The 24,179-nt window shown below is 73.4% G+C and carries 24 protein-coding genes; 14 read left to right on the top strand and 10 right to left on the bottom strand.

The features are described from left to right. The first annotated feature begins 56 nt into the window (after positions 1–56). Positions 57–1,052, top strand: coding sequence for a cation diffusion facilitator family transporter (locus ABEA81_RS33010; RefSeq protein WP_345610604.1), 996 nt, complete (start codon positions 57–59; stop codon positions 1,050–1,052). A 1-nt stretch (position 1,053) separates the two neighbouring features. Here ABEA81_RS33010 and ABEA81_RS33015 read toward each other — a convergent pair whose 3' ends face one another. From ABEA81_RS33015 to ABEA81_RS33045, 7 genes are all read right to left on the bottom strand, one after another. After that, a complete protein-coding gene (locus ABEA81_RS33015; RefSeq protein WP_345610606.1) occupies positions 1,054–1,923 on the bottom strand; it encodes a DMT family transporter in 870 nt (289 codons plus the stop codon). 254 nt (positions 1,924–2,177) lie between these two features. Beyond that, positions 2,178–3,410, bottom strand: a complete 1,233-nt coding sequence (locus ABEA81_RS33020; protein WP_345610608.1) for an aminotransferase class III-fold pyridoxal phosphate-dependent enzyme — start codon at positions 3,408–3,410, stop codon at positions 2,178–2,180. Continuing rightward, positions 3,407–4,441: a transketolase family protein gene (locus ABEA81_RS33025; RefSeq protein ID WP_345610609.1), complete on the bottom strand. Its 1,035-nt coding sequence runs from the start codon at positions 4,439–4,441 to the stop codon at positions 3,407–3,409. Before ABEA81_RS33025 ends, ABEA81_RS33020 begins: the two co-directional genes overlap by 4 nt. Further along, entirely contained in the window at positions 4,438–5,295 is an 858-nt protein-coding gene (locus tag ABEA81_RS33030) for a transketolase (protein WP_345610610.1), read from the bottom strand. The genes ABEA81_RS33025 and ABEA81_RS33030 overlap by 4 nt, the downstream gene beginning before the upstream one ends. Positions 5,296–5,304: 9 nt before the next feature. Beyond that, complete coding sequence (locus tag ABEA81_RS33035; protein ID WP_345610612.1) at positions 5,305–7,479, bottom strand: N,N-dimethylformamidase beta subunit family domain-containing protein; 2,175 nt, start codon at positions 7,477–7,479, stop codon at positions 5,305–5,307. Next, entirely contained in the window at positions 7,476–9,677 is a 2,202-nt protein-coding gene (locus ABEA81_RS33040; protein ID WP_345610613.1) for a N,N-dimethylformamidase beta subunit family domain-containing protein, read from the bottom strand. Before ABEA81_RS33040 ends, ABEA81_RS33035 begins: the two co-directional genes overlap by 4 nt. After that, positions 9,674–10,720: an extracellular solute-binding protein gene (locus ABEA81_RS33045; RefSeq protein ID WP_345610615.1), complete on the bottom strand. Its 1,047-nt coding sequence runs from the start codon at positions 10,718–10,720 to the stop codon at positions 9,674–9,676. Before ABEA81_RS33045 ends, ABEA81_RS33040 begins: the two co-directional genes overlap by 4 nt. Positions 10,721–10,991: 271 nt before the next feature. Here ABEA81_RS33045 and ABEA81_RS33050 point away from each other — a divergent pair, with 271 nt between their 5' ends. The 10 genes from ABEA81_RS33050 to ABEA81_RS33095 all read left to right on the top strand — a co-directional run bounded on the left by ABEA81_RS33050 (position 10,992) and on the right by ABEA81_RS33095 (position 18,386). Beyond that, the gene (locus ABEA81_RS33050) at positions 10,992–11,900 is read left to right on the top strand and encodes an ABC transporter permease (protein ID WP_345610616.1); all 909 of its coding nucleotides are present in this window, start codon (positions 10,992–10,994) and stop codon (positions 11,898–11,900) included. Continuing rightward, entirely contained in the window at positions 11,897–12,682 is a 786-nt protein-coding gene (locus tag ABEA81_RS33055; RefSeq protein WP_345610617.1) for an ABC transporter permease, read from the top strand. Before ABEA81_RS33050 ends, ABEA81_RS33055 begins: the two co-directional genes overlap by 4 nt. Beyond that, positions 12,675–13,823, top strand: coding sequence for an ABC transporter ATP-binding protein (locus ABEA81_RS33060; RefSeq protein WP_345610619.1), 1,149 nt, complete (start codon positions 12,675–12,677; stop codon positions 13,821–13,823). Before ABEA81_RS33055 ends, ABEA81_RS33060 begins: the two co-directional genes overlap by 8 nt. An 11-nt stretch (positions 13,824–13,834) precedes the next feature. After that, a complete protein-coding gene (locus ABEA81_RS33065; RefSeq protein ID WP_425570777.1) occupies positions 13,835–14,488 on the top strand; it encodes a class II aldolase/adducin family protein in 654 nt (217 codons plus the stop codon). Then, a complete protein-coding gene (locus tag ABEA81_RS33070; protein ID WP_345610620.1) occupies positions 14,485–15,411 on the top strand; it encodes a carbohydrate kinase family protein in 927 nt (308 codons plus the stop codon). Before ABEA81_RS33065 ends, ABEA81_RS33070 begins: the two co-directional genes overlap by 4 nt. A 27-nt stretch (positions 15,412–15,438) precedes the next feature. Further along, on the top strand, positions 15,439–16,221 hold the full coding sequence (locus tag ABEA81_RS33075) for an IclR family transcriptional regulator (protein ID WP_345610621.1): 783 nt from the start codon (positions 15,439–15,441) through the stop codon (positions 16,219–16,221). A 120-nt stretch (positions 16,222–16,341) separates the two neighbouring features. Then, positions 16,342–16,902, top strand: coding sequence for an HD domain-containing protein (locus ABEA81_RS33080; RefSeq protein ID WP_345610623.1), 561 nt, complete (start codon positions 16,342–16,344; stop codon positions 16,900–16,902). Between the two features lie 24 nt (positions 16,903–16,926). After that, the gene (locus tag ABEA81_RS33085; protein ID WP_345610624.1) at positions 16,927–17,679 is read left to right on the top strand and encodes a dienelactone hydrolase family protein; all 753 of its coding nucleotides are present in this window, start codon (positions 16,927–16,929) and stop codon (positions 17,677–17,679) included. A gap of 3 nt (positions 17,680–17,682) precedes the next feature. After that, entirely contained in the window at positions 17,683–17,940 is a 258-nt protein-coding gene (locus ABEA81_RS33090) for a DUF6295 family protein (protein WP_345610625.1), read from the top strand. A 50-nt stretch (positions 17,941–17,990) separates the two neighbouring features. Then, positions 17,991–18,386 carry a RidA family protein gene (locus ABEA81_RS33095; RefSeq protein ID WP_345610627.1) on the top strand — a complete coding sequence of 132 codons (396 nt, stop codon included), beginning with the start codon at positions 17,991–17,993 and terminating at the stop codon, positions 18,384–18,386. Positions 18,387–18,639: 253 nt separating this feature from the next. Here the strand turns inward: ABEA81_RS33095 and ABEA81_RS33100 are convergent, their stop codons facing one another. Beyond that, positions 18,640–19,209, bottom strand: a complete 570-nt coding sequence (locus ABEA81_RS33100) for a methyltransferase domain-containing protein (protein ID WP_345610628.1) — start codon at positions 19,207–19,209, stop codon at positions 18,640–18,642. Positions 19,210–19,236: 27 nt separating this feature from the next. Between ABEA81_RS33100 and ABEA81_RS33105 the strand changes: the two genes are divergently transcribed. Continuing rightward, positions 19,237–19,557 (top strand): hypothetical protein, encoded by a 321-nt coding sequence (locus ABEA81_RS33105; protein ID WP_345610629.1) that lies wholly within the window; start codon positions 19,237–19,239, stop codon positions 19,555–19,557. Positions 19,558–19,614: 57 nt separating this feature from the next. Here ABEA81_RS33105 and ABEA81_RS33110 read toward each other — a convergent pair whose 3' ends face one another. Next, positions 19,615–20,187 (bottom strand): SDR family oxidoreductase, encoded by a 573-nt coding sequence (locus ABEA81_RS33110; protein ID WP_345610675.1) that lies wholly within the window; start codon positions 20,185–20,187, stop codon positions 19,615–19,617. 135 nt (positions 20,188–20,322) lie between these two features. Between ABEA81_RS33110 and ABEA81_RS33115 the strand changes: the two genes are divergently transcribed. Beyond that, complete coding sequence (locus tag ABEA81_RS33115; protein WP_345610631.1) at positions 20,323–21,264, top strand: U32 family peptidase; 942 nt, start codon at positions 20,323–20,325, stop codon at positions 21,262–21,264. After that, positions 21,261–22,823, top strand: a complete 1,563-nt coding sequence (locus ABEA81_RS33120; protein ID WP_345610632.1) for an amidohydrolase — start codon at positions 21,261–21,263, stop codon at positions 22,821–22,823. The genes ABEA81_RS33115 and ABEA81_RS33120 overlap by 4 nt, the downstream gene beginning before the upstream one ends. Before the next feature lie 3 nt (positions 22,824–22,826). On the opposite strand, the gene ABEA81_RS33125 is transcribed toward ABEA81_RS33120, so the two are convergent. Then, positions 22,827–24,158 (bottom strand): APC family permease, encoded by a 1,332-nt coding sequence (locus tag ABEA81_RS33125; RefSeq protein WP_345610633.1) that lies wholly within the window; start codon positions 24,156–24,158, stop codon positions 22,827–22,829. Positions 24,159–24,179 lie beyond the last annotated feature (21 nt).

Raw genomic sequence — 24,179 nt, forward strand, 5'->3', positions numbered from 1 at the left:
CGATCTCGCGGGTGTCCGCCGGGCGCGTCCGGTCGACTGGTTCTAGCCTCGCCGGGGTGGCGGAGCGGGAGTCCGGGGAGAGCACGCTCACGGTGCTGGTGGCCACCGGCGCGAACGCGGCGATCGCCGTTCTCAAGTTCACGGCCGCGATCTTCACGGGCTCGGCGGCGATGTACGCCGAGGGTGCGCACAGCGTCGCCGACACCGCAACGGAGCTGCTCCTGCTCACCGCGCTGCGGCGCTCCGCCCGCAGGCCGGACCGCCGGCACCCGTTCGGGTACGGCAAGGAGCGGTTCTTCTGGGCGCTGATCGCGGCCGTGAGCATCTTCGTCTCCGGTGCGGTCTTCGCGATCGTCGAGGGCGTCCGGACGATCGTCGGCGAGGAGGTCGAGCAGACGCTCGCCTGGGTCGCCTATGCGGTGCTGGCGGTGTCCTTCGTGCTCGAGGGCATCTCCTGGATGCAGGCCGTCCGGCAGGTGCGCGACGCGGCCCGGGCCGAGTCCACGACACCGCTGCGCTGGCTGCGCGCCACCGACGACCCGACGGTGCGCAGCGTGTTCTTCGAGGACAGCGCCGCGCTCGTCGGGTTGTTGCTGGCGTTCGGCGGCGTCGGGCTGCACCAGCTCACCGGCTCCTCGTTCTGGGACGGGCTCGCGTCGCTGCTGGTGGGGCTGCTGCTCACGGGCGTCGCGTACATCCTCGGCCGCACCAACATGGGCCTGCTGGTGGGGCGCCAGGCCGACCGGGCCACCGTCCTCGCGCTGCGCGACGCCCTCGCCGCCCGGCCGGAGGTGGACCAGGTCGTCGACCTGCTCACCATGACCGTCGGCACCGACCAGGTGCTGCTGTGCGCGCGCATCGACTTCGCGGATGCGATCGGCGTCGCCCAGCTGGAGCGCGCCTGCGTCGCCATCGACGCCGAGCTGCACGAACGGTTCCCCGACCTGCAGGAGGTGTTCCTCGAACCCGTGCCGCGCACCGACCCCGTCATGCGGCGGCGCGTGCTGGAGCGCTACGGCGAGGGTGCCGTCGACCGCCTGCACGGGGCCTAGCCTAGAGGCTCAGCAGCAGCACCCCGGTCAGGACGACCACCGCCGCCATCGTGCGCCGGTGCCCGAGCGGCTCGCGCAGGAACACCGCGCCGATGAGGGCCCCGAACACGATGCTGCTCTCGCGCAGCGCGGCGATCGGGGCGAGCGCCCCGGAGGTCTGGGCCCAGAGCACGATCGAATAGGCGGCGAGCGAGATCACGCCGCCCGCGAGTCCCGCCGCGGCGTGGCGGCGCAGCAGCGCGGGCATCCTCCTGCCCCGGCGCAGCACGGCAAGCACGGGGAGCGCCGGTCCCTGCAGGAAGAACATCCAGCCGATGTAGGCCGGCACCGGGCCCTCCGCCACGCCCAGGCCGTCGATCACGGTGTAGAGGGCGATCAGCAGGCCGGTGCCGACCGCCGCCGCCACGGCGGGCAGCTCCTTGCGCCCGGGGAGGCCGCCGGCGAGCACGAGCCCGATGAGCCCGGTGGAGACGGCGAGGATGCCGGCGAGGTCCGGCGCGGCCAGCGGCCGGTGGAGCAGCAGGACGGAGGCCAGCGCGACGACCAACGGCGCGGTGCCCCGCGCGAGCGGGTAGGTCTGGCTGAACTCGCCGAGCTGGTAGCTGGCGAGCAGCAGGAGGTTGTACCCGATGTGCACGACGGCCGATGCGACGATGTAGGGCCACGCGCCGGCGGGCGGCAGACCCGCGAACGCGGCGACCGCGCCGCCGCCCACGACGTCGACGACCCCGATCATGGCGAACCCGGTCAGCCGGTCCCCGATACCGTGGGCGATCGAGTTCCAGGCGGCGTGCAGGACGGCGGCCGCGAGCACCGCGGCGATCATGAACGGGCCGAGAGACGGTGTGGTGACGGGCGCGGACAACATCATGGGCGGGCTCCCCGGGGCCGGTCCGCGGATGCGGACGCGTCGGATCAGGAGCCCTCAGGGCTTTTGTCCCGTCAGGTGTGGGCCCCACCGGAACCGGTGGGGTGCTGGCGCCGCTCGGTCCAGCCCTCGCCGCCCTGGTTGTGGTCGTCGGGGCGGGCGGCGAGCGGAACCCTAGGCGCAACCACGCGCTGCCCCCGACGCTACTGCAGTCGATGTCCGGACGCAGAGGCCGGCGGCGCCGCGCGGCCCCGGCGTCATCCCCTCACGGCGGCGAACGCGTCGTCGGTGCGCGCGAGGATCGCGTCGATGTCCTCATCGGTGTGTGCGGCGGACAGGAACCAGTTGTGCCAGGGGTGCAGGTAGACGCCCCGCTGGACGGCGGACTCGGCGAACGCCGTCACCAGCCGGAAGTCTTCGTCGCCCGCGAACGAGAGCATCGGCATCTGCACCGGCCCGGTCTGGTTGATCTCGAACCCGTGCGCGGCGGCCTGCGCGGCGAGCCCCTCGCGCAGCCGGGCGCCGGTGCGGGCCATGTCCGGCAGCGCCACACCCTTGCGCAGCTCGGTCAGGGTCGCCAGGCCCGCGGCGAGCGGCACCGCCGCCGTCCAGAACGAACCGGTGACGTAGATCGACCGGACGGCGTCGCGCAGCGCGTCGACGCCGGTGACGGCGCCGAGCGCCTGCCCGTTGGCGATCGCCTTCGACCAGGCCGACAGGTCCGGCCGGACGCCGAGGGGCTCCCAGCTGCCGCCGAGGTCGAGGCGGAACCCGCAGCGGACGTCGTCGAGGACGAGGACGGCGCCGGTGCGGTCGGCGAGCGCGCGCAGGCCGTGGGCGAACGCGGGGTCGACGAGCTCCTGGTCGCGCTTGATGTCGTGGCGCATGGGGCAGACGACGATCGCGGCCAGGTCGTCGCCCGCCTCGGCCGCGGCGGCCTCGGCCGATGCGAGGTCGTTGTACTCGTAGTGCACCAGGTGCGCCTGGTCCTCGGCGGTCACGCCGGAACCGCGCAGCGAGCACCACGGCACCGCGCCGTGGTAGGCGCCGTGGGCGACCAGCAGCTTCCGCTTCCCGGTCGCGGCCCGCGCGATCGTGACGCAGGTGGTGGTGGCGTCCGAGCCGTTCTTGCAGAACATCGCCCAGTCCGCGGACGGGATCGTGTCCACCAGCAGTTCGGCGAACTCGACCGCGACGGGGCTGGTGCCGTCGAGGCAGTCGCCGCGGTCGAGCTGGTCGTGGACCGCGGTCGTGACGGCGGGGTGGCGGTGACCCAGCACGACCGGGCCCCAGCCGCACATCAGGTCGAGGTAGGTGCGCCCGTCGGTGTCGGTGACCCGGCAGCCGTCCCCGGACGCCATGAACTGGGGGTGCACGGAGCTGAACGCCTGCACCGACATGTGGCCGTACATCCCGCCGGGGATCACCTGACGGGCCCGCTCGCGTAGCGCGGACTCGCGCTCGCCGAGGACGGTGGGTGCGCTGGTCATCTCGAGGATCCCTTGGAGTCGAGCAGCTCACGGGCGACGGCGGCGATGCCGGGCCCGTCGAGGCGGTAGTGGGCGTAGAGGGCGGCGGGCGGGCCGACGGGCACGTGCTCGTCGGGCACGCCGTGGCGGCGGAACGGGACGCGGGCGCCCGCCTCGAACAGGCACTCGGCGACCGCGCTGCCCAGCCCGCCGGTGAGGTTGCCCTCCTCGACGGTGAGGACGGCGCCGGTGGACCGTGCGGCGTCGAGCACGGCGTCGCGGTCCAGTGGGGCGATCGTGAACATGTCGACGACCCGGGTGGAGATCCCGCCCGCGGCCAGCTCGCCGGCGGCCTGCAGCGCCGGGTGCACCTCGGAGCCGGTGGCGATGATCGTCAGGTCGGAGCCGTCGCGGACGGTCTCGGCACGGCCGATCGCGAGATCCGGAACCTCGGGGTAGACCTGGGGATCCCGCCCCCGGCCGAGCCGGATGTACATCGCGCCCTGGTGGTCGAGCGCCAGGTGCAGCAGCGCGCGCAGGTGGTTCGCGTCGGTGGCGCACACGACCGTCAGGTCGGCGATGCAGCGCATCATCGCGAGGTCCTCGAGGCTGTGGTGGCTCGTGCCGTAGAAGCCCATGGACATGCCCGAGTGGTGGCCGACCACCCGGACCGGCATCCCGGGGTAGGCGCAGTCGGTGCGGATCTGCTCGGCGCCCAGCAGCGCGGCGAACGCGCCGAACGTGGCCGCGAACGGGATGTAGCCGGACGCAGCCATCCCCGCCGCCATCGTGATCATGTTCTTCTCGGCGATGCCGACGTTGACGAAGCGCTCCGGGTGCCGGTTCGCGAAGTCGGTGGCCCGGTTGGACCGGGCGAGGTCGGCGGTGAGCACGACGATGCGCGGGTCGTGGTCGGCGAGGCGGGCGAGCTCCTCGCCGAAGACGAACGCCGGGATCGCCCGGGTGTCGGTGCCGTCGACGGAGCGGGTGTCCTTCAGACCGACGTTGGCGGTGCCGTTGAACAGCTCCGACTGGTCCTGCGTGCTACTCATGCGCGCTCCTGCCCGAGCTCGGCCAGCACGTCGTCGTAGTCGGCGCCGACGAGGTTGCCGACGTGCCAGTCGGGCGACAGCTCCATGCGCGCCACGCCCTTGCCCTTCACGGTGTCCGCGACCACGAGCTGCGGCGGGCCGTCGGCGGCCGCCGGCAGGCCGGTGAAGAGCTCCAGCAGCGCGGGGATGTCGTGCCCGTCGACGCGGTGGGTCTGCCAGCCGAACGCGGCGAACCGCCCGTCGATGGGTTCGGCGGCCATGACGTCGCGGACGAAGCCGTCGATGCCGAGCTGGTTGGCGTCGACGATCGCGACGAGGTTGCCGAGCCGGAAGTGCCCGGCGGACATGGCGGCCTCCCAGATCTGGCCCTCGGCCAGCTCGCCGTCGCCGAGCAGGCAGTACGTGCGGTGGTCCGAGCCGGACATCCGCCCGGCGAGCGCCATGCCCGCGGCGATCGACAGCCCGTGCCCCAGCGAGCCGGAGGAGAAGTCGACGCCGGGGATCCGCCGCATGTCCGGGTGGTCGCCGAACGGGCTGCCCAGCCGGGTGTAGGTGTCCAGCTCGGAGGGGTCGAAGAAGCCGAGGTCGGCGAGCACCGGGTACAGGCCGATCGCCGCGTGGCCCTTGCTGAGCACGAACCGGTCGCGGTCCGGCCAGTCGGGGCGGGACGGGTCCAGCCGCAGCTGGTGGTAGTAGAGGACGGAGAACAGCTCCGCGCAGGAGAAGACGGCGCTGTAGTGGCCCGCCCCGGCGATCCGGGTGAGCCGGACGGTCTCGGTGCGCACGAACCTCGCCCGGTCGGCGAGGCGCGCCACCTCGTCGGTACCCGGTTGGTCGGTACTGGTGAGTGGCACTCCTGCTCCTTACTGCTCGCCGATGACCGGGCCGGGCTCGTCCCGGAAGCGGTCGAGGACGTTGGCGGTGATCCGGGAGACGGCGTTCTCGCCGCCGTTGTGCGTCATCGCGGTGGACCAGGCGATCGAGCCGACGGAGAACACGGCCCCGCCGCCGGGCCGCCCGAGCAGGACGACGTCGGCGCGGACCTTCGGGTGGACGCCGGGCGGGGGAGCGGCGTAGCCGTGGTCGACCTCCTCGGGCACCAGCGCGATCTTCTCCGAGTGGCCGACGGAGGAGGCCAGCACGACGGCGTCGGCGGGCGTGCCGAGCGTGACGTCGGCGCGGTCCAGCTCGTCCCCCGCCGCGCCGCCCAGACCGGGTCCCTCGGCGCCGAAGACCTCGCCGACGCCGGCGGGGACGCCCTCGAAGACCCACGCCACCGCCGGGTCCGCGCTCGCCGCGGTGCGCCGGTACCCGTAGCCGGAGTCGAAGCCCTGCGCGGTGAACCCGACGCCCGCGAGCACGTTCGGCGCGCGCCCACGCATCCGCCACAGCCCGCCGCGCTCCCCGGTGGCGGCGAGGTGCTCCTCACCCGGATCGGACACCCAGGTGGCGACGCCCGCGTGGCCGCGGCGGATCTCCAATGCGTCCGGGTGGCCCGGGTGCCGGGCGGTGACCTGGTAGAAGCCGTTGCCGCCCAGGTACATCAGCCGGCCGCCGTTGTGGGTGTAGGCGAGGTAGGCGTCGAGCATGCCCGCCGAGCAGTACTCGGGGTGGCTGCCGGTGAGCACCACGTCGTAGCGGGAGAGCAGGTCGGCGCCCTCGCGCTCGACCTCGTCGTCGGTGACCACCGCGTAGTGCTCCCCGCGCCGGTCGAGCCAGTCGAGCAGCTGCAGGTCCTGGGCGTAGTGGCGGAACCCGCGGGTGGTCGGGGTGAAGTAGTCCGGGCGCAGGTTCACGATCGGGCGCAACCGGCTGGTGTGGCAGACCCCGCTGCCGTCGGTGTGCACGTCGTAGAGTGAGCGGCCCAGCTCGGGGTGCGCGGCCAGCCAGCGGTCCCGCTCGTCGATCCCGCGCGCCTCCCCGTAGATCACCAGCCGCTCGGCCTCGTACTCGGCGTAGGTGCGCCAGTTGGCGTAGGCGAGGTAGGTCCAGGTGGGCAGCACGACGAGCACCGGCGCCTCGTGCCGGGCCGGGGTGACGACGAACGGGATCCGGTCCACGTCCTCGTCCGCGCTCAGCTTCAGCGCGTACACACCGCTGGGGAGGTCGGCCGGCACGTCCCAGGTGAGGTCGGGTGCCCAGCCGGCGTCGGCGAGGTCGTCGTCGTGCAGGTGCAGTGCGTCGAACTCGTTCGGGGCGCACCGGAAGTCGGTCTCCGCCCCGGACCAGAACGGCCCGGGCACGCCGCGGGTGGGCAGGTGGTGGATCACCGCGCCTGCGGTGAGCCCGCCGCGGTCGGGGACCCGGGTGCCGCCGGGGTCGGATGCGAGGTCGAGCGCGCTGGTGGTGGCCGGGTCGAGGAGGGTGAGCGGGTCGGCGCCCGCGGCCAGCGCCCCCGTCGTCGTCGCGGGCCAGGCGGTCGCGGAGACGACCGGGCGAGCCACCTTCCCGTTGAACGTGGCGCCGAGCCCGCCGGTCACCGTGCCGTCCGAACCGATCCGAAGCGTCCCGGCGGTCGCCGACGGGGGCGCCTGCGCCGTCGTCGTGGCACCGTCCAGCCCGGGCCGGTGCAGTACCAGCCGCACCTCGCCGGTGGCGTCCACGGTCGCGGCGGCGAACGCCCAGCGCCGCTCGGTCGGCGGCGCGTCGAGGGTGGCCAGCGTCGTGGTGCCGCGGCGCAGCCCGATCCCGGCGGCCGACACCTCGAGCACCAGATCCCCGACGGCCAGCAGCGGCCGGGCATCGGTACCGGGAAGGGTGGGCAGGAACCACAGCGCGAGCCCGACCGCGTCCGTCGGACCGACGGGACCGGCCTCCACGAACGAGCCGGAGGTGGTGGGCTGCACGCGGCCCGGCAGCCGGTCCGGCAGCCCGCTCGCGACCGTCTCCTCGACGAGCGCGGTGTCGTGCTGCGGTGAGCCACCGCGCCGCAGCCGGACGATCTCGGGCCGGTAGCCGTCGAGGGCGCAGCTGATGTGGAAGGCGATCGGGTCCCCGGCGCGGACGGAGAGCCGGTCGGCGTAGCCGACGAGCCTCATGCGTCGGCCACCGGGTCGGGGTGGTCGCGGAAGCGGTCGAGGACGTTGCCGGTGAGCCGGGAGACGGCGTTGTCGCCGCCCTTGTGCGTCATCGCCGTGGACCAGGCGATCGAGCCGACGGCGAACACGGCACCGCCGCCGGGCCGCCCGAAGATCACGATGTCGGACCGGACCCGGGGGTCGGGGGCGGTGGGCACCGCGTAGGAGATCGTCCTGTCGTCCGGGACCAGCACGATGCTCGCCGAGTGCCCCACGGAGGTGGCCAGGACGACGGCGTCGGCCGGGGTGCCGAGCGCGACGTCGGCGCGGTCGATCTCGTCGCCCGCGGCGCCGCCCAGGCCGGGACCCTCGTCGCCGAACACCTCGCCGACCGCGACGTCCACCCCCGCGAAGACCCAGTCCGCAGCGCAGCTCTGCGGGGTCCGGCGGTAGCCGCTCGCCTCGTCGAAGCCCTGTGCCGTCATGCCGACGCCGAACTGGCGCTGCGGTGCCCGCCCGCGCCAGCGCCACAGCCCGCCCGGCTCGCCGGTCCCGGACAGGTGTTCCTCGCCCGCGCCGCTGGCCCACGCCGTCTGGCTGCCCCGGGCACGGCGGATCTCGATCGCCCCGGACGGCCCCTCGTGGCGGGCGGTGACGTGGTAGAAGCCGTTGCCGCCGAGGTACATCAGCCGGCCGCCGGAGTCGACATGGGCCTGGTAGGCGTCGAGCATCCGGGCGGAGGAGTACTCGGGGTGGCTGCCGGTGATCACGACGCGGTGACCGGCGAGCGCGTCCGCGCCCCGGTCCTCCAGCTCGTCGTCGGTGATCACGGCGTAGTCCTCGCCGCGCCGGTCGAGCCAGTCCAGGAGCGACAGGTCCTGCGCGAAGTGGCGCAGCCCGCGGGTGGTGGGCGTGTAGTAGTCGGGCCGGATGTTGACGATCGGCCGGGCCCGCGAGGAGTACATGACGCCGCTGCCGTCGGTGTGCACGTCGTAGAGCGACTTGCCGAGCTCCGGGTGGCGGGCCAGCCAGCGGTCCCGGGGGTCCACGCCGCGGCGCTCCCCGTAGAGCGCGACCCGCTCCTCCTCGAACTCGGCGTAGGTGCGCCAGTTCGCGTAGGCCAGGTAGGTCCACGTGGGCAGCACGACGAGCACCGGCGCGGGCGGCGTGCCCTCGGACGGGGTGACGACGAACGGGATGCGGTCGACGTGCTCGCCCGCGGTGATCTTCAGGGCGTAGGCGCCGCTCGCCCCGTCGGCCGGCACGGTGAGGACCACGTCGGTCTCCCAGCCCGCGTCGTCGAGGTCGTCCTCGTGCAGGTGCAGGGCGTCGTACTCGCCGGGCACTCGCCGGAAGTCGGTCTCCCGGCACCGCCAGAACGGCCCGGGCACCGCGCTCGCCGGCCGGTTGACGGCGGTGCCGCCCGCGGTGAGCGACCCGTCGTCGGCCACCGCGGCGGCCGCGGGGTCCCGGCCCAGCGCGAGCGCACTGACCCCGCCGGTGCCCAGGACGGTGACCGCGTCCTCGCCCCCGGCGAGCCGCGAGGTCGCCTCGGCGGCCCAGCCCGTGGTGGCCACGACGGGCCGGGCGAGGCGGCCGTTGAAGAACTCGCCGCGCGGCCCGGCACCGACCCGGAGCATCCACCCAGCCGTGGACCGAGTGTCGGTAAAGCCACTTTGCTGACCGCGGAGGTCCTGGAAGTGGCTTTGCCGACCTCGATGCAGGGCGAGCCGGACCTCGCCATCGCGGGACACCGTGGCCGCCAGGAACGACCACTGGTGCTCGACGGGCGCCACGGCGAGGCGGGCCACTTCGGTGCCGCCCGCGTCGCGGAGCGCGCACCCGCGGGCCGAGACGGACAGCAGGTAGCCGGCCGCCCCGTCGGGTGCGGTGAGCGAGAGCACGGTCTGCTCGCGGTCGCCGTCGAGCCGGGTGGGTGACAGCCAGATCGCGAGCCCGGCGCCGTCCACGGGGACGTCGTCGCGGAGCGGCGCCTCGACGTAGGAGCCGGCGCGGGCCACCTGGACGCGCCCGGGCACCGTGGCAGGGAGGTCCGCTGCGACCTCCTCCTCCAGCAGGTCGCACTCGTGCACCGGGGAGCCGCCGCGGCGCAGCCGCTGAAGCGTCGGGGTGAACTCCGGGAGCTCGCTGCTGACCTTGAACTCGATGCGCCCCCCTGCGGGGACGGAGAGCCGGTCGCCGTAACCGAGCAACCTCACCTGTTCACCCACTCCGTCCACTGCCGGGTGGCCTCGTCGAGGTTCGCCGCCCACCACTCGTTGTCGCGGTGCACCTCGGTGCCGGTGACGTTGCTGGTGGCGATGAAGGAGTTGATCAACGGGTCGGCGGACGGCTTCGCGTTGGCGTTGGGCGAGCCGTAGGGTTGCCGCTGCATGATCAGCTCCTGGGTCGGGACGTCGACCAGTGCGTTGATCAGCGCGTACGCCGCGTCGAGGTTCTTGGCGCCCTTCACGATCCCGAGCGAGTCCTCGTAGTAGAGCGGCTGGTTCCAGACGACCTTCAGGTTGGCGCCGTTCTTGGCCGCCTCGTAGGCGCGGCCCGGCCAGGCCAGCATCATGTCGACCTCACCCGACTCGAGGGCCTGCGTCTGCTGCGCCCCCGTGTCGTAGAACCGCACCGAGGGCCGGATCTTGTCGAGGGTGGCGAAGGCGCGCTCGTAGTCCAGCGGGTAGAGCTGGTCGCCGGGCACGCCCGCGGCGAGCAGCGCGGTCTCCATGCCGGCGTCCTTGGCGTAGTTCATGATCCCGCGCGTGCCGGGGAAGTTCGCCGTGTCGTAGAAGTCGGCCCAGCTCTGCGGCGGGTGGTCGCCGTACTTGTCGGCGTTGTAGACCAGCAGGAAGGCCGACTTCAGCACCGGCACGCCGCAGTCGGTGACCTGGGCGGGGTCGAGCCCGGCGGTGTTGATCCTCGACTTGTCCAGCTTCTCGAACAGCACGTCGCACTTGGCCACGGTGCGGTAGGGCGAGGAGTAGAAGACGTCCCAGGTGGGGGAGCCGGACTCGACCATCGCGGTCAGCTTGGCCTCGTTGTTGGGGGACTCCTCGGCCACCTGGATGCCCTGTGCGGAGAGCTCCTTGTAGGCGGTCTCGGCGAAGATCGAGGCGAGCGCCCCGCCGGTGTTGGCGAACACGACGGTGCCGCCCGAGGCCGACTCACCGCCGACCGTGGCGAAGCACCCGGTGGCGCTGAAGCTGACGGCGGTGGCGAGGGCCAGCGCGGAGATGAGCCTGCGGTTGCGCACGGGACCACCTTCGATCGACGGGGTGCAACGCACCTTTGCGTTTCACTATCCAGAAGCGTTTCACTATCCAGAACGCGATTCAGGATGTGGCATGAGGAGGATGGCGGGCCTCGTCCGGGTCGTCAAGGCCTCGCTCGTGAACTCCCTGTTGGATCCGGTTTCGGGGCCGCAACGGAGGCGTCGGACGGTTGACAACGGGCCGTCTGACCGAGACCCTCCCATTTCGGTTCGTGAAACCCGTGCCACATCGTGACCGAAGTGGGGGTTGTCCATGGTGTCGGTCGGCTCGCCGAGGGCTGCGGCCGCGGCACCCACGCCACCGGCGGCGTCCCGCCCCCGGCGCGTGGGCCGCCCGCTGCTGCTCCTCGCGCTGCCCGCGGTCGTCGTGCTCGGAGTGTTCTTCGTGGTGCCGGCCCTCCGCCTGGCCTGGCTCTCGGTCAGCACACCCGAGCTCGGCATCGGCAACTACACCGGCCTGGCCACCGACGGCGTCGTCGTCACGGTCGTGCTGCGCACCCTGGGGATGGCCGCGGTGGTGACGGTGCTGTGCGTGCTCTGCGCCTACCCGTACGCCTACCTGATGACGATCGTCGGGCCCCGGTGGCGGGCGGTGCTCACCGCGCTGGTGCTGCTGCCGTTCTGGACGTCGCTCATGGCGCGCACGTTCGCGTGGGTGGTGTTGCTGCAGGACACCGGGGTGGTCAACGGGCTGCTCGCGGCGGTCGGGCTCGGCCCCACCCGCCTGCTGGGCACGACCGCGGGGGTCAGCGTCGCGATGGCGCAGGTGATGCTGCCGTTCATGGTGCTGCCGGTGTACGCGGCCATGCGCGGCATCGACCGGCGGCTCGTCGACGCGGCGATGGGCCTGGGCGCCCGGCCGGTCAACGCGTTCCTGCGCGTGTACCTGCCGCTGTCGCTGCGCGGCGTGGCCGCCGGGGCGACGCTCGTGATGGTGCTGTCGCTCGGCTTCTACGTGACGCCGTCGCTCGTCGGGTCGCCGCAGCAGTCGATGCTGGCGCAGCTCATCGCGGTGCAGGTCAACCAGCTGCTGAACTTCGGCGCGGCCGGCGCACTGGCGGTGACGCTGCTGGTCGTCACGCTCGTGCTGGTGGCCGGCGTGCAGCGGCTCACCCGCACCGGCGGCGCCCCGGCGGCACTGGTGGGAGGTGCCGGGTCATGAGGTCCGCCGGCCTGCGCCGGGCGCTCGTGGCGCTCGGGATCCTGATCGGGGCATGGCTGCTGGTGCCCACGCTGATCGTCATCCCGATCAGCTTCTCCGGCGAGGACAGCTTCGCGTTCCCGCCGAGCTCGTGGAGCCTGCGCCACTACCGGACGTTCTTCACCGAGCCGAGCTGGTTGAACGCGCTGCTGGTGTCGATCCAGCTCGCCGTGATCGTGACGGTGGTCGCGACCGTGATCGGCACCGCCGCGGCCTTCGCCCTCTCCCGCACGGCCAACCGCTTCCGCGGGGTGCTGAACGGGCTGTTCCTCGCGCCGCTCATCGTGCCCGGCATCGTGGTGGCCGTCGCCGTCTACGCCGCGTTCCTGCAGTGGGGCCTGATCGGCACGCCGACCGGCTTCATCATCGCGCACACCGTGCTCGCGATCCCGTTCGTCACCGTGAACGTGGGGTCGGCGCTGGGCGGGTTCGACCGCACCCTGGAACGGGCGGCGGCGAGCCTCGGGGCGTCGGCGCCCGCCACCTTCCGCAGCGTCACCCTGCCGCTGATCATGCCCGGGGTGCTGTCCGGTGCGGTGTTCGCGTTCGTCACCTCGTTCGACGAGGTGGTGGTGTCGCTGTTCGTCCAGTCCCCCCAGCTGCAGACGCTCCCGGTGCGGATGTTCACGTCCGTGACCAACGAGGTGGACCCGACGATCGCGGCCGCCGCCACCGTGGTCGTCACGCTCACCACCGCACTGCTGACCCTGGCCGCCACTCTCAGGAGGACCCGCCGTGCCTGACGCCCCGTCCGGAGCCCGCATCGAGGTCGAGGGCCTCACCAAGCGCTTCCCCGGCGCGGCCACCTCCGCGGTCGACGGGATCGACCTGGAGATCCGGGCCGGGGAGTTCATGACCCTGCTCGGGCCCAGCGGATCGGGCAAGACCACCACCCTGAACATGATCGCCGGCTTCGAGGCCATCACCTCCGGCCGCATCGCCCTGGACGGCAGCGACATCGCCCAGCTCCCGGCGTACCGGCGCAACCTGGGGATGGTCTTCCAGAACTACGCGCTGTTCCCGCACATGACCGCGGCCGAGAACATCGCGTTCCCGCTCAAGCAGCGCAAGGTCGGCAAGGGCGAGATCGCCCGGCGGGTCGGGGAGGCCCTCGAGCTGGTGCACCTGGGCGGGCACGGCGACCGGCTGCCGTCCCAGCTGTCCGGCGGGCAGCAGCAGCGCGTCGCGCTCGCCAGGGCGGTCGTCTTCGAGCCCCGGGCGCTGTTGCTCGACGAGCCGCTCGGTGCCCTGGACAAGAAGCTGCGCGAGTCGTTGCAGCTGGAGATCGCGCGGCTGCACCGGGAGCTGGGCATCACCTTCGTCTTCGTCACCCACGACCAGGACGAGGCGCTCGCACTGTCCGACCGGATCGCCGTGTTCCGCGAGGGCCGCATCGAGCAGGCCGGCACGCCCGCCGAGCTGTACGAGACGCCCGCGTCCCGGTTCGTCGCCACCTTCCTCGGCGACTCCAACGTGTTCGCGGGCCGGGTCCGCGACGGGCGGCTCGACACCGGCTGGTGCAGCCTGCGGGTGCGGGACGCGCCGGTGGTCGACGGTCCGGGGGCCGACGGGCCGGTCGCCCTCGTGGTGCGCCCGGAGCGGCTGCGGATCGCCGCCGCGGGCGGGCCGGACACCGGGGACAACGTCCTGTCGGCCACCGTCACCGACGTCGTCTACCACGGCGCGTTCCGGCGGGTGCTGGTCCGGTTCGACGGCGGCGGCACCGGGCAGGTGCGCGACACCGCGGGCGCCGGTGGCTCGCTCGCCGTGGACCAGCGCGTCGAGGTCTCGTGGGACGGCGACGCGGGTGTGCTCGTCCCGGACGACGAGCCGGAGCCGGTCGTCGACGCCCCGGCCGCCCCGGTCGCGGCGGGCGCCCAGTGAGCCCCGACGCAGTGAGCCCCGACGCAGTGAGCCCCCACGCGCTGGCCGCGGCCCGCCGGGAGGTCGCGGAGTGCGGCCGCCGGATGATCGCCGACGGGCTGGTGCTGGGCACCGCGGGCAACGTGAGCGTCCGCGTCGGAGGGCTGGTGGCGGTCTCCCCGTCGGGCATGGCCTACGACCGGATCGAACCCGCGGACGTCGCCGTGGTCGACCTCGACGGGAACCGGGTCGACGGTCCGCACGCACCGTCCTCGGAGACGCCGATGCACCTCGGCGTCTACGCCGCGACCGGGGCCACCGCCGTCGTGCACCACCACGGGCTGCACAGCGCGGCCGTGTCCACCGTGCTCGACGAGCTCCCGGCCCTGCACTACTACGTGCTGCAGCTGGGCGGCCCGGTGCGGGTCGCGCGCTACGCGACCTACGGCACCCCGGAGCTGGCGCGCTCGGTGCACGCCGCGCTGGAGGGGCGCACGGCGGCGCTCATGCAGAACCACGGCGCCGTCGCCTACGGCGACACGCTCGAGCAGGCCTACGACCGCGCCCGGCTGCTGGAGTGGCTGTGCACGCTGCACGTCACCGCGACCGGCATGGGCACCCCGCGGGCGCTGACCGCCGACGAGCTGGCCGCCGTCGCCCGGCGCCGCACGGAGGTCCCGGCATGAAGGTGATCTGCCTCGGCGCGCACATCCTCGACATCCTCGGCCGCCCGGTCCCCGACATCCCGCCCGGCCAGGGCCGCCGGGTGCTCGACGAGATCCGGATCACCGCCGCGGGCACCGCGGGCGGCACAGCGGTCGACCTCGCCAAGCTCGGCGCCGAGGTCGTCAGCATCGGGCCGGTCGGCGACGACGTCACGGGCAGGCTGCTGCTCGACCTGCTCGCCGGGCACGGCGTCGACGTGCGGCACATGGCGCGGCGGCCGGGTCTCGCCACCCCCGCGACGATGCTCCCGATCCGCCCGAACGGCGAGCGCCCCGCGCTGCACGCTCCCGGCGCGATGGCCACGCTCACCGCGGCCGACGTGGACCCGGACCTCGTGGCGGCGGCCGACGTGCTGCACATCGGGGGCCCGGACGTCCTGGGGGACTTCACCCGCGACGCACTGCCGGACCTGCTCCGCTTCGCCGCAGCGCACGGCACGGTCGTCAGCATGGACCTGCTCAGCGTCGGCCGGCCCGAGCTCGTGGACCTGCTGCGGCCCGCGTGGGAGCAGACCGGCTACCTGCTCCCCAACGACGACCAGATCCGCGGCGTGACGGGCCGCGACGACGTGGTCGACGCGGCGGGCGTGGCGCGCGCGGCCGGGGTCGGCACCGTGATCGTCACGACCGGCGCCGACGGCTGCGTGATCGTCGACGAGGACGGCGTCCGCCGGATCCCGGCCTTCGAGGTGCCGGTCGTGGACACCACGGGCTGCGGGGACGCCTTCACGGCCGGGTTCCTGGTGGGTCTCGGATCCGGCCGTGCGCTGCCCGACGCGGCGCGGCTGGGCACGGCCGCCGCCGCCCTCGTGGCGCAGGGGCTGGGCTCCGACGCCGGCATCGTCGACCTCCCGTCGACGCTCGCGTTCGGCGCCGTAGCGTGATCGAGTGGACGACAGGAGGCACGCCTGATGGCCGAGAGGGCCGCCGGTGCGGGTGAGCCCGTCCGGGTGCTGGTCAAGGCGATGGCGGTGCTGGAGCTGCTCGCCGAGGCCACCGACGAGCTCTCACTCGGTGACATCGCCGCCCGGCTGGAGCTGAACAAGAGCACCTGCCACCGGATCCTCACCACGCTCGCGGCCGGGGACTTCGTCGAACGGCCATCGCCGGGCACCTACCGGCTCGGCATCGGGGCGTTCCGGGTCGGCAGCGCGATGGCGCGCCGGCTCAGCGTCCGCGAGCGGGCGTTGCCCGCCATGCAGGAGCTCTACCGGCGCACGGGGGAGACGGTGTTCCTGCTCGTGCTGCGCGGCGACGAGGCGGTCTGCGTGGAGCGGCTGGACGGCCGGTACGCCTCCACCCACACCCTCGGCGTCGGCGGCGCGCTGCCGCTGCACCTGGGCGCCGGCCCGCGGCTGTTGTTGTCGACCCTGCCCGACGAGCAGGTGGAGGGCTATCTCGCGGGCCCGCTGCAGCGGCGCACCTCGCCGACCCAGGCCACGGCCGACCAGCTGCGCGAGGACGTCCGGCGGATCCGGGAGGACGGGTTCGCCGTCAGCCGCGATGACGTCGAGGTGGGGGTGAAGGCGTTGAGCGTGCCGGTCCGGGACCACACCGGCGCCACCGTCGCGGCCCTGAGCGTCAGCGGGCTCACCGCCCATCTTCCCGACTCGGAGCAGGAGCACCAGCTGGATCTCCTGCGCACCGCGGCGGCGGAGGCGTCCCGGGCACTGGGGCTGCGCGCCGGCGCCTGACCGCCATCCCGGCGAGGCCGTCACCGGGCGGTCACCCGGCGGGCGAGCGGGGTTGGGGACCTCGCCACCGGCGCGGCGTCGACTCGGTGTCGTCCCGAACCCAGACGGAACGGAGCCGCCATGTCCGGGGACCCGACCACGCGCGACAGCCTGCTCGCCGCCCTGCGCGCCACCGCCGACCTGCCCTACGGCGGCGAGGCCGTCGACCAGCTCGCGCACGCCCTGCAGTGCGGCACCCTCTCCGTCCGGGCCGGTGCCCGGCCCGCGGTCGTCGCCGCGGCGCTGCTGCACGACATCGGCCGCTCGCCCGTCGTGGCGGCGCAGCTGCCGGACGCCCCGCACGAGCGGGCGGGGGCGGCGTTCTGCACCCGGTTGCTGGGCCACGAGGTCGGGTGGCTCGTCGGGGCGCACGTGCTGGCCAAGCGCGCGCTCGTCACGCTCGACCCCGGCTACGCGTCGCTCCTGTCACCGGTGTCGGTGCGCTCCCTGCAGGAGCAGGGCGGTCCGGCCGCTGCGGCCGAGGTCGAGCGCTTCCTGCGCCACCCGCTCGCGCAGGACGCGATGCACGTGCGCCGGTGGGACGACGAGGCGAAGGTCCCCGGTGCCCCGACGATCGGGCTCGACGAGCTGGTCGGCATTTCGGTGGCGGCCGGTGTGGAGAAGACTGGGGCCGAGGAATGATCGACTGACCGGGAGGGAGCATCCGTGCGTCACGACGCAGTGCTCGCCGAGACCATCGGCATCCGAGGTGCGGACGACGACGAGATCGAGGCCTACACCGCGCGCCCGCTCGACGGCGGCCGCCGCGGTGGGGTGGTGGTGATCCACCACATGCCCGGGTACGACTGGGGCACCAAGGAGATCGTGCGCCGGTTCGCGGCCTGGGGTTACAACGCGATCTGCATGAACCTCTACAGCCGGGAGGCACCCGGCGCGGAACCGGACGACGCGGCCGCCGCCGCGCGGGCGCAGGGCGGGGTGCCGGACGCCCGGTTCGTCGGCGACGCCGCGGGCGCGGCGCGCTGGCTGCGGTCGCTGCCCACGTCCAACGGCAAGGTCGGCACGATCGGCTTCTGCTCCGGTGGGCGGCAGGCGTTCCTGACCGCGCTGGAGCTGGACATCCAGGCCGCCGTGGACTGCTACGGCGCCTTCGTCGTCGGCACCCCGCCGGAGGGGTTCCCGCTGCAGGTGCAGCCCCTCGCGGACCGCACCGCCGAGCTGCGCGCCCCGCTGCTGGGCCTGTTCGGCAACGAGGACTCCTACCCGTCGCCCGACCAGGTCGACGAGCTGGAGAAGCTCCTGCAGACCCACGGCAAGGACTACGAGTTCCACCGCTACGACGACGCCGGGCACGCCTTCTTCTCGGTCGACCGGCCCGCATACCGCGTGGCCGCGGCGCAGGACGGGTGGCAGCGCGTCCGGGCCTTCTTCGCGAAGCACCTCGACGGGGAGGGCTGAGGAGTGTGCACCTACAGCACCGAGAAGTTCGACGTCACGGCGAGCAGCGGCAAGGGCCCGCAGGGCTGGTTCCCGCTGCGGACGGCCACGGTCTACTACGACCACCCCGTGCACGCGCCGGACGAGCACACGGTGAACATCGACTTCCTGAACCCGGAGGAGGGTCCCGCCGCCCGCGTGGCGGTGGAGCTCTCCCTGGACTCCGCCCGCGAGCTGCTGGCGGCACTGCAGGTGACGGTGGAGCGCGCCCGTAACCATTGACCGTCCCGTCGCGAGTGACGCCGACGTCGGCACGCTCGAGGAGGGACAGCATGGAACGGACCGCGGTCAACCCGTGGAAGTGGTCGCTCGGCATCGGCTTCAACCAGGCCGAGCTCATCGAGGGCACGCGCAGGGAGCTGATCTGCTCGGGACAGACGTCCATGGACGGGGACGGCCACCCGCAACACGCCGGGGACATGCGCGCGCAGGTCATCCTCGCCATGGACAACCTCGAGGCGGTGCTCGCGGGCGCGGACATGACGCTCGCCGACGTGGTGCGGTTCAACATCTACACGACCGACGTCGACGAGCTCTTCGCGTGCTACGACGTGATCGCGGGGCGGTTCGGCGCCGCCGGGGTGCAGCCGCCCTGCACGCTCCTCGGCGTGACCCGCCTCGCCTTTCCCGAGCTGATGGTCGAGCTGGAGGCCACCGCCGCCGCCTAGGCCGTGTTGCGGACGCAGCCGGTGCCGCCGGGGTCCCGGCGGGAGGCCCGCATGATCCGAACCGTCGGTTGCGCATGGCTGCCGAGGGTGTGCGACCGGACACCACCGCAGGCGGCCCGCCGCCGCCGTGCACCCGGTCTCGCTCGCCGCGACCGTTCGACGGGGCGCGTGGGCGTGGATGGGGTGCGTGGCGGCAGAAGTGGCGCGTGCGCGGGCGCCACGGCGCAGGTGGCGGCCCCGGCACGCGTGGCGGTCAGCCGGCCCAGTGCGCGGGGATGTCCCGCAGCTTCCGCGCGACGTACGCGACGTAGTACAGCGGCTCCCGCCGGACCGAGAGCCGGTGCCGGTAGTGCTCGTCGGCGATGAGCGTGATCACCTCTTCCGCGAACATCCGCTTGATCAGGCGGCTGAACCCGGTCGCGTCGTGATCGGCGACGAAGTCCTCCTTGATCGTGAAGGCGATCAGCCCCGAGGTCTCGACGAGGTTGAACGCGGCGGTGAACGCCGCGGGCGGGATGTCGCCGAACCCGAGGGCCGCGACCGTGGTCATCGTGTTGAACCGGCGTGCGGTGAGCGCCTCCCGCTGGGCGGGGCCGAGCGTCGTGAGATCGGCGACCAGGTAGCCGTCGTAGACGTCGGGCCGGTCCCGGGCGGCCGCCTGCGCCGCCTCCTCGATGATGTCGACGCCGTAGACCGTTCCTGCGCCGAGGGCGCGGATCTCCTCACCGACCATCCCGTTCCCGGCACCGACGTCGAGCACCCGGAGCCCGGCCGGATCGATGTCCCGGTCCGCCAGTGCGCGGGTGAGCAGGCCGCGGATCACCCGCGGGGACGTGCACTCGAGCAACTCGTGGAAGAGCTGCTCGTACAGGCCGGGGCACTCGAAGATGAGGTGGTAGTCGTGGAATCGGATGCGGACGTGCTTGCCGTCGAGCCCGGCATCGCACCACTCCTCGTCCTGATCGAGGAGCAGGTCGTCGGGCAGGGAGATCTCCCAGCGTCGGGGCGCCCGCGCCTCGACAGAACTCGCATCGCGAGCAGTGATGGTCGTTCACCTCCGGATCGGCGCACGCGGCGCGGCGGAGCCGGCCGCAATGATCATTTTCAGCTTAGGCGCCGGGATTTCCGTTGGGGTACCGCCTTCCGTGACACGGATCCGAATCGGCGATGAATCGGGTCACACGTGTGCGTATTGTGAGATGATTTGCACCTATTGGAACTCCGAGGGTCAGTTCCGCTCGTCGGTGGGGAGGGTGACCCCGGCCGCTGCGGTGAGCCCTCCGTCCACGCGCATCTCGCTGCCCGTGACGAACGCCGAGCGCGGGCCGGCGAGGAACGCGCAGGCCTCGGCCACCTCCCCGGGGCCGGCCATGCGGCCCAGCGGGTGCGCGCGGCCCCAGTCGCCGAGGAGGTCGGCCGGGTCGCGGTCGCCGGCGAACCGCTCCGCGGAGGCGCGCAGCATCGGGGTGTCCACCGAGCCCGGGCACACCGCGTTGCACCGGATCTGCTCGTGGGCGTGGTCGACGGCGATCGCCCGGGTCAGGGCGTTGATCGCGCCCTTGCTCGCGGCGTAGGCGACCACGTCGGTCTGCGTCACGAACGCCTGCACCGACGAGACGTTGACGATCGACCCGCCGCCCGCGGTCCGCATCAGCGGGACGAGGTGCTTGGCGAACAGGAAGATGCTCGTGACGTTGACCGCGAGCACCTCGTTCCACACGCGCTCGTCGGTGGTCTCCACCGTGCCGTAGCGCTGGATGCCGGCGGCGTTGATCAGGATCCGGGCGCCCGCGGTGGCCAGGCGCGTGGGTGGCGACGGCGGCGCCGATGCCCTTCGCCGCGCCCGTGACGACGGCGGTCTGCCCCGCGAACTCCGGCATGTTGTTCATGGGCACCCGTTGCGCTGCTCTCATCTGACAACGCAAGATCTGGCGCGATGACTGACACCGGATCCGCCGTCGCCGACCTCCTGACGCGCCTGGGCTACCCCGCCCGGGAGGCCTACGACCTGCCCGACTCGCCCCTGCGGTTCCCGGACGGGGCGCAGTACCGCACCGAGATCCCCAGCGTCGAGGGGCCGGCTTCGCTTCAGGCCGTGTTCGACGAGGCGGACGAGCGCGGCGTGCGCGTGCACCGTGTCTCCTCCGGCAGCGGGATCATGCTGGCCACCGACGCCGAGATCAGCGACATGGTGCGGGCCTGCGCGGCGCGCCGCGTGGAGTTGTCCCTCTTCGTCGGCCCGCGGGCGCCGTGGGACATCGGCGCCCAGGCGCGCACGCCCACCGGCGGCGCCGTGGGCTGCCGGCACGAGGGCGCCGACCAGCTGGCGTACGCGATGGAGGACCTCGTACGCGCCAACGCGCTGGGCGTGCGGGGTGCGCTCGTCGCCGACGAGGGCCTGCTGCTGATGACCAAGCACATGAAGGAGGCCGGGCTGATCGCGGCCGATTTCGTGGTGAAGGTGTCGGTGCAGATGATGGCGTCCAACCCGGTGAGCGTGCGGCTCATGCAGGACCTCGGCGCCGACACCTACAACGTGCCGCCCGGTCTCACGCTCCCGCGGCTGGCCTCGATCCGGGCCGCCACGCAGATCCCGATCGACATGTACGTCGAGTCGCCCGACACCCTCGGCGGGTTCGTCCGCCACCACGAGATCGCCGAGCTGGTGCGGGTGCTGGCCCCGATCTACGTGAAGTTCGGGCTGCGCAACCACCCCGACGTCTACCCGAGCGGCGGGCAGCACGAGGCGCTCAACGTGCAGCTGTCCCGGGAGCGGGTCCGGCGCGCCGAGATCGGCCTCGGGTTCCTGCGCCGGGCCGCGCCCGACCTCGTGACGTCGGAGCTGGGCGCGAGCGGCCTGGCGGTGCCGGTGGCGTGAAGGTCTTCACCGGTCCACGGGTCGTGTCCCTCGGCGAGGGGCCCGAGCCGGAGGCCTTCGCGGTCGACGGCGAGCGGGTCGTGGCCGTCGGCACGCGGGCACAGCTGCGGGAGCGGTGCCCGGGCGCGGAGTGGGTCGACCTGGACGGCGCGCTCGTCGTCCCGGGGTTCAACGACGCGCACTGCCACCCGTCACAGGCCGCGCTGGCCCGGGTGCGGGTGGATCTGTCGGCGGCGGCCGACCGCGCCGCCGTGCGGGACGCGCTGCGCGCCCGCGCCGCCGCGACCCCGCCGGGGGAGTGGGTGGTCGGTCAGCCGCTGAACGAGCGGGAGGTCGCCGGCGTCGACCGGGACCTGCTCGACACCGTCTCCACCGAGCACCCGGTCGTGATCGTGCAGTACACGTTCCACCGCGCGGTCGCCAACAGCCGCGGCCTGGAGCTGCTCGGCTACCGCACGCCGGCCGACGCGCCGCCCGGCGGCGAGCTGACGGTCGGCGCCGACGGCCGCCTCGACGGCTGGATGTACGAACGGGCGTGGCTCGACCCGTGGCTCCCCGGGCCGCACCGCGCGTCGATCGCGCCCGGTGGCGAGGAGCCGGCACAGGTCGCCGCGCTGCGGGAGGTCAACACCGAGCTGCACCGGGTGGGCGTCACGTCCTACTGCGACGCGATCGTCACCCCGCTCGAGCAGCGGATGTACGCCGCGGCGCGCGCGGCGGGGCAGCTCACGCCGCGGGTGAGCATGCTGCTGTGGCACCGCTACTTCGACGCCGGTGCCTGGCCCGCGGAGCAGCCGGACGCCGCGCACCTGCAGCTGGCCGGTGTGAAGCTGATGCTCGACGGGGCGTTCTCCGGCGGTACCTGCCTGTGCCGGGACCCGTACGCGAGCGCCACCGGCGGGGACAACGGGCTGCAGGTGCTCGGGGACGCCGAGTTCGCCGACGCGGTGCGCGCGGTCAATGCCGCGGGCGTGCGCGTCGCCGTCCACGCCAACGGCGACCTCGCGATCGCGAAGGTCCTCGACGTGTACGAGGCACTCCCCGGGCGCCGGGGCCACCGGATCGAGCACTGCAGCCTCGTCGACGAGGAGCTGGTCGCGCGGATCGCGGGGGCCGGGGTGGTACCGGTGCCGTTCGGCCCGTTCATCGCGCTGTTCGGCGAGGCAGTGCACGGCTTCTACGGCGAGCGGGTCGAGATGGCGTGCGCGCACCGGTCGTTCCTGGACGCGGGCGTGCCGGTCGGCGGCTCGTCGGACTTCCCGATCGTGCCCATCGACCCGCTGCTCGCGCTGCAGGGCCTCGTCACGCGACGCACGGCGTCCGGGCTGGTGGTGGGCCCGGGCCAGCGGCTCGGCGTGCTGGACGCGCTCGCCGTCTACACCGCGGGCTCCGCGCACGCCACGGGGGACGACGCGGACCGCGGCCGCCTGACGCCGGGGCGGCTCGCCGACTTCGTCGTGCTGGACGCGGACCTCACGGCCGTCGCGCCGGACGAGATCGCGTCCGTGCCGGTGCGGTCGACGTGGGTGGGCGGCAGCTGCGTCTGGTCGGCGGGCTGACGATCAGGGTGCCTCGCTCATGTGCAGCTCCGGCGGGCGGCGGGTGAACATGCGGGTCAGCCCGAGCAGGTAGAGGAAGCCGACGGCGATCCAGGCGAGCCCGACGACGAACGTGGTGCCCGACAGGCTCGTCCACAGCCACAGCGTGAGCAGCACGCCGATGCCCGGCACCACGGCGTAGGCGAGCAGGTTCGCCGGCGTCCGCCGCCCCTCGTCGATCACGTAGTGCTTGACGACCGACAGGTTGACGAGCGAGAACGCCACCAGGGCGCCGAAGCTGATCATCGACGAGGCCAGCTCGAGGCTGATGAACAGCGCGACCAGCGACAGCACGCCGACCACCGCCGTCGCGAGCGCCGGGGTGCGGAAGCGCGGGTGGAGCCGTCCGAACACCGCGGGCGGCAGCGCGCCGTCGCGGCCCATGGCGTAGAGGATGCGCGAGACGCTCGCCTGCGATGCCATCGCGGAGCCGAAGCAGCCCGCGATGTAGGCGGCCGTGAAGAACGCGGTCAGGGCCGCGCCTCCCGCGGCCCCCACGACGTCCAGCGCGGCCGAGTCGACGTCGGTGAACTCCAGGTACCGCGGGAAGACCAGGTGCCCGGCGTAGGAGACGACGATGAACAGCGCGCCGCCGATCACCGTGACGAGCATGATCGCGCGGGGGATGCGCCTGCGCGGGTCGCGGGTCTCCTCGGAGAGCGTCGAGACGGCGTCGAACCCGAGGAAGGACAGGCACAGGATCGCCGCCCCACCGAGCACCGCCCCGGCCTCGCCGCCGCTCGGGAGGAACGGCTCGGAGAGCGACGGCAGGCCGGTGCCGGCGAGCGTGCGGCCCACGGCCACCAGGAAGACGGCGATGAACACGACCTGGACCGCGACGAGCACGAAGTTCATCCGCGCCACCAGCCGGATGCCCAGCACGTTCAGGCCGGTCACCAGCAGGATCGCGGCGATGATCCAGACCGCTCCGGGGACGGCGGGGAACGCCGCCTCCAGGTAGATGCCCATCACCAGGTAGTTGATCATCGGCAGGAACAGGTAGTCGAGCAGCAGCGCCCATCCCGTCATGAAACCGAGGTGCGGCCCGAACGAGCGTTGCGTGTAGGTGTACGCCGAGCCGGCGAACGGGTGCGCCCGCACCATCAGCCCGTAGCTGTAGGCGGTGAACAGCATCGCGACGAGCGTGACGACGTAGGCCGCCGGCAGGTGTCCCGCGGTCTGCTCGGTGACCACCCCGTAGGTGGTGAACACCGTGAGCGGCACCAGGTAGGCGAGACCGAAGAGCACGATCGACGGCGTCCCCAGCACCCGGTTCAGGTGCGACATCTCGGCCATGATCGCGAGTATGGGGCCTCC

The organism is Pseudonocardia adelaidensis (assembly GCF_039543345.1).
Classification (GTDB): Bacteria; Actinomycetota; Actinomycetes; order Mycobacteriales; family Pseudonocardiaceae; genus Pseudonocardia; species Pseudonocardia adelaidensis.

Coding starts and splice junctions, on each gene's coding strand:
- ABEA81_RS33015 (WP_345610606.1), bottom strand. CDS start 1,923: ATGATGTTGTCCGCGCCCGTCACCACACCGTCTCTCGGCCCGTTCATG.
- ABEA81_RS33020 (WP_345610608.1), bottom strand. CDS start 3,410: ATGACCAGCGCACCCACCGTCCTCGGCGAGCGCGAGTCCGCGCTACGC.
- ABEA81_RS33025 (WP_345610609.1), bottom strand. CDS start 4,441: ATGAGTAGCACGCAGGACCAGTCGGAGCTGTTCAACGGCACCGCCAAC.
- ABEA81_RS33035 (WP_345610612.1), bottom strand. CDS start 7,479: ATGAGGCTCGTCGGCTACGCCGACCGGCTCTCCGTCCGCGCCGGGGAC.
- ABEA81_RS33050 (WP_345610616.1), top strand. CDS start 10,992: ATGGTGTCGGTCGGCTCGCCGAGGGCTGCGGCCGCGGCACCCACGCCA.
- ABEA81_RS33055 (WP_345610617.1), top strand. CDS start 11,897: ATGAGGTCCGCCGGCCTGCGCCGGGCGCTCGTGGCGCTCGGGATCCTG.
- ABEA81_RS33070 (WP_345610620.1), top strand. CDS start 14,485: ATGAAGGTGATCTGCCTCGGCGCGCACATCCTCGACATCCTCGGCCGC.
- ABEA81_RS33075 (WP_345610621.1), top strand. CDS start 15,439: ATGGCCGAGAGGGCCGCCGGTGCGGGTGAGCCCGTCCGGGTGCTGGTC.
- ABEA81_RS33080 (WP_345610623.1), top strand. CDS start 16,342: ATGTCCGGGGACCCGACCACGCGCGACAGCCTGCTCGCCGCCCTGCGC.
- ABEA81_RS33095 (WP_345610627.1), top strand. CDS start 17,991: ATGGAACGGACCGCGGTCAACCCGTGGAAGTGGTCGCTCGGCATCGGC.
- ABEA81_RS33115 (WP_345610631.1), top strand. CDS start 20,323: ATGACTGACACCGGATCCGCCGTCGCCGACCTCCTGACGCGCCTGGGC.
- ABEA81_RS33125 (WP_345610633.1), bottom strand. CDS start 24,158: ATGGCCGAGATGTCGCACCTGAACCGGGTGCTGGGGACGCCGTCGATC.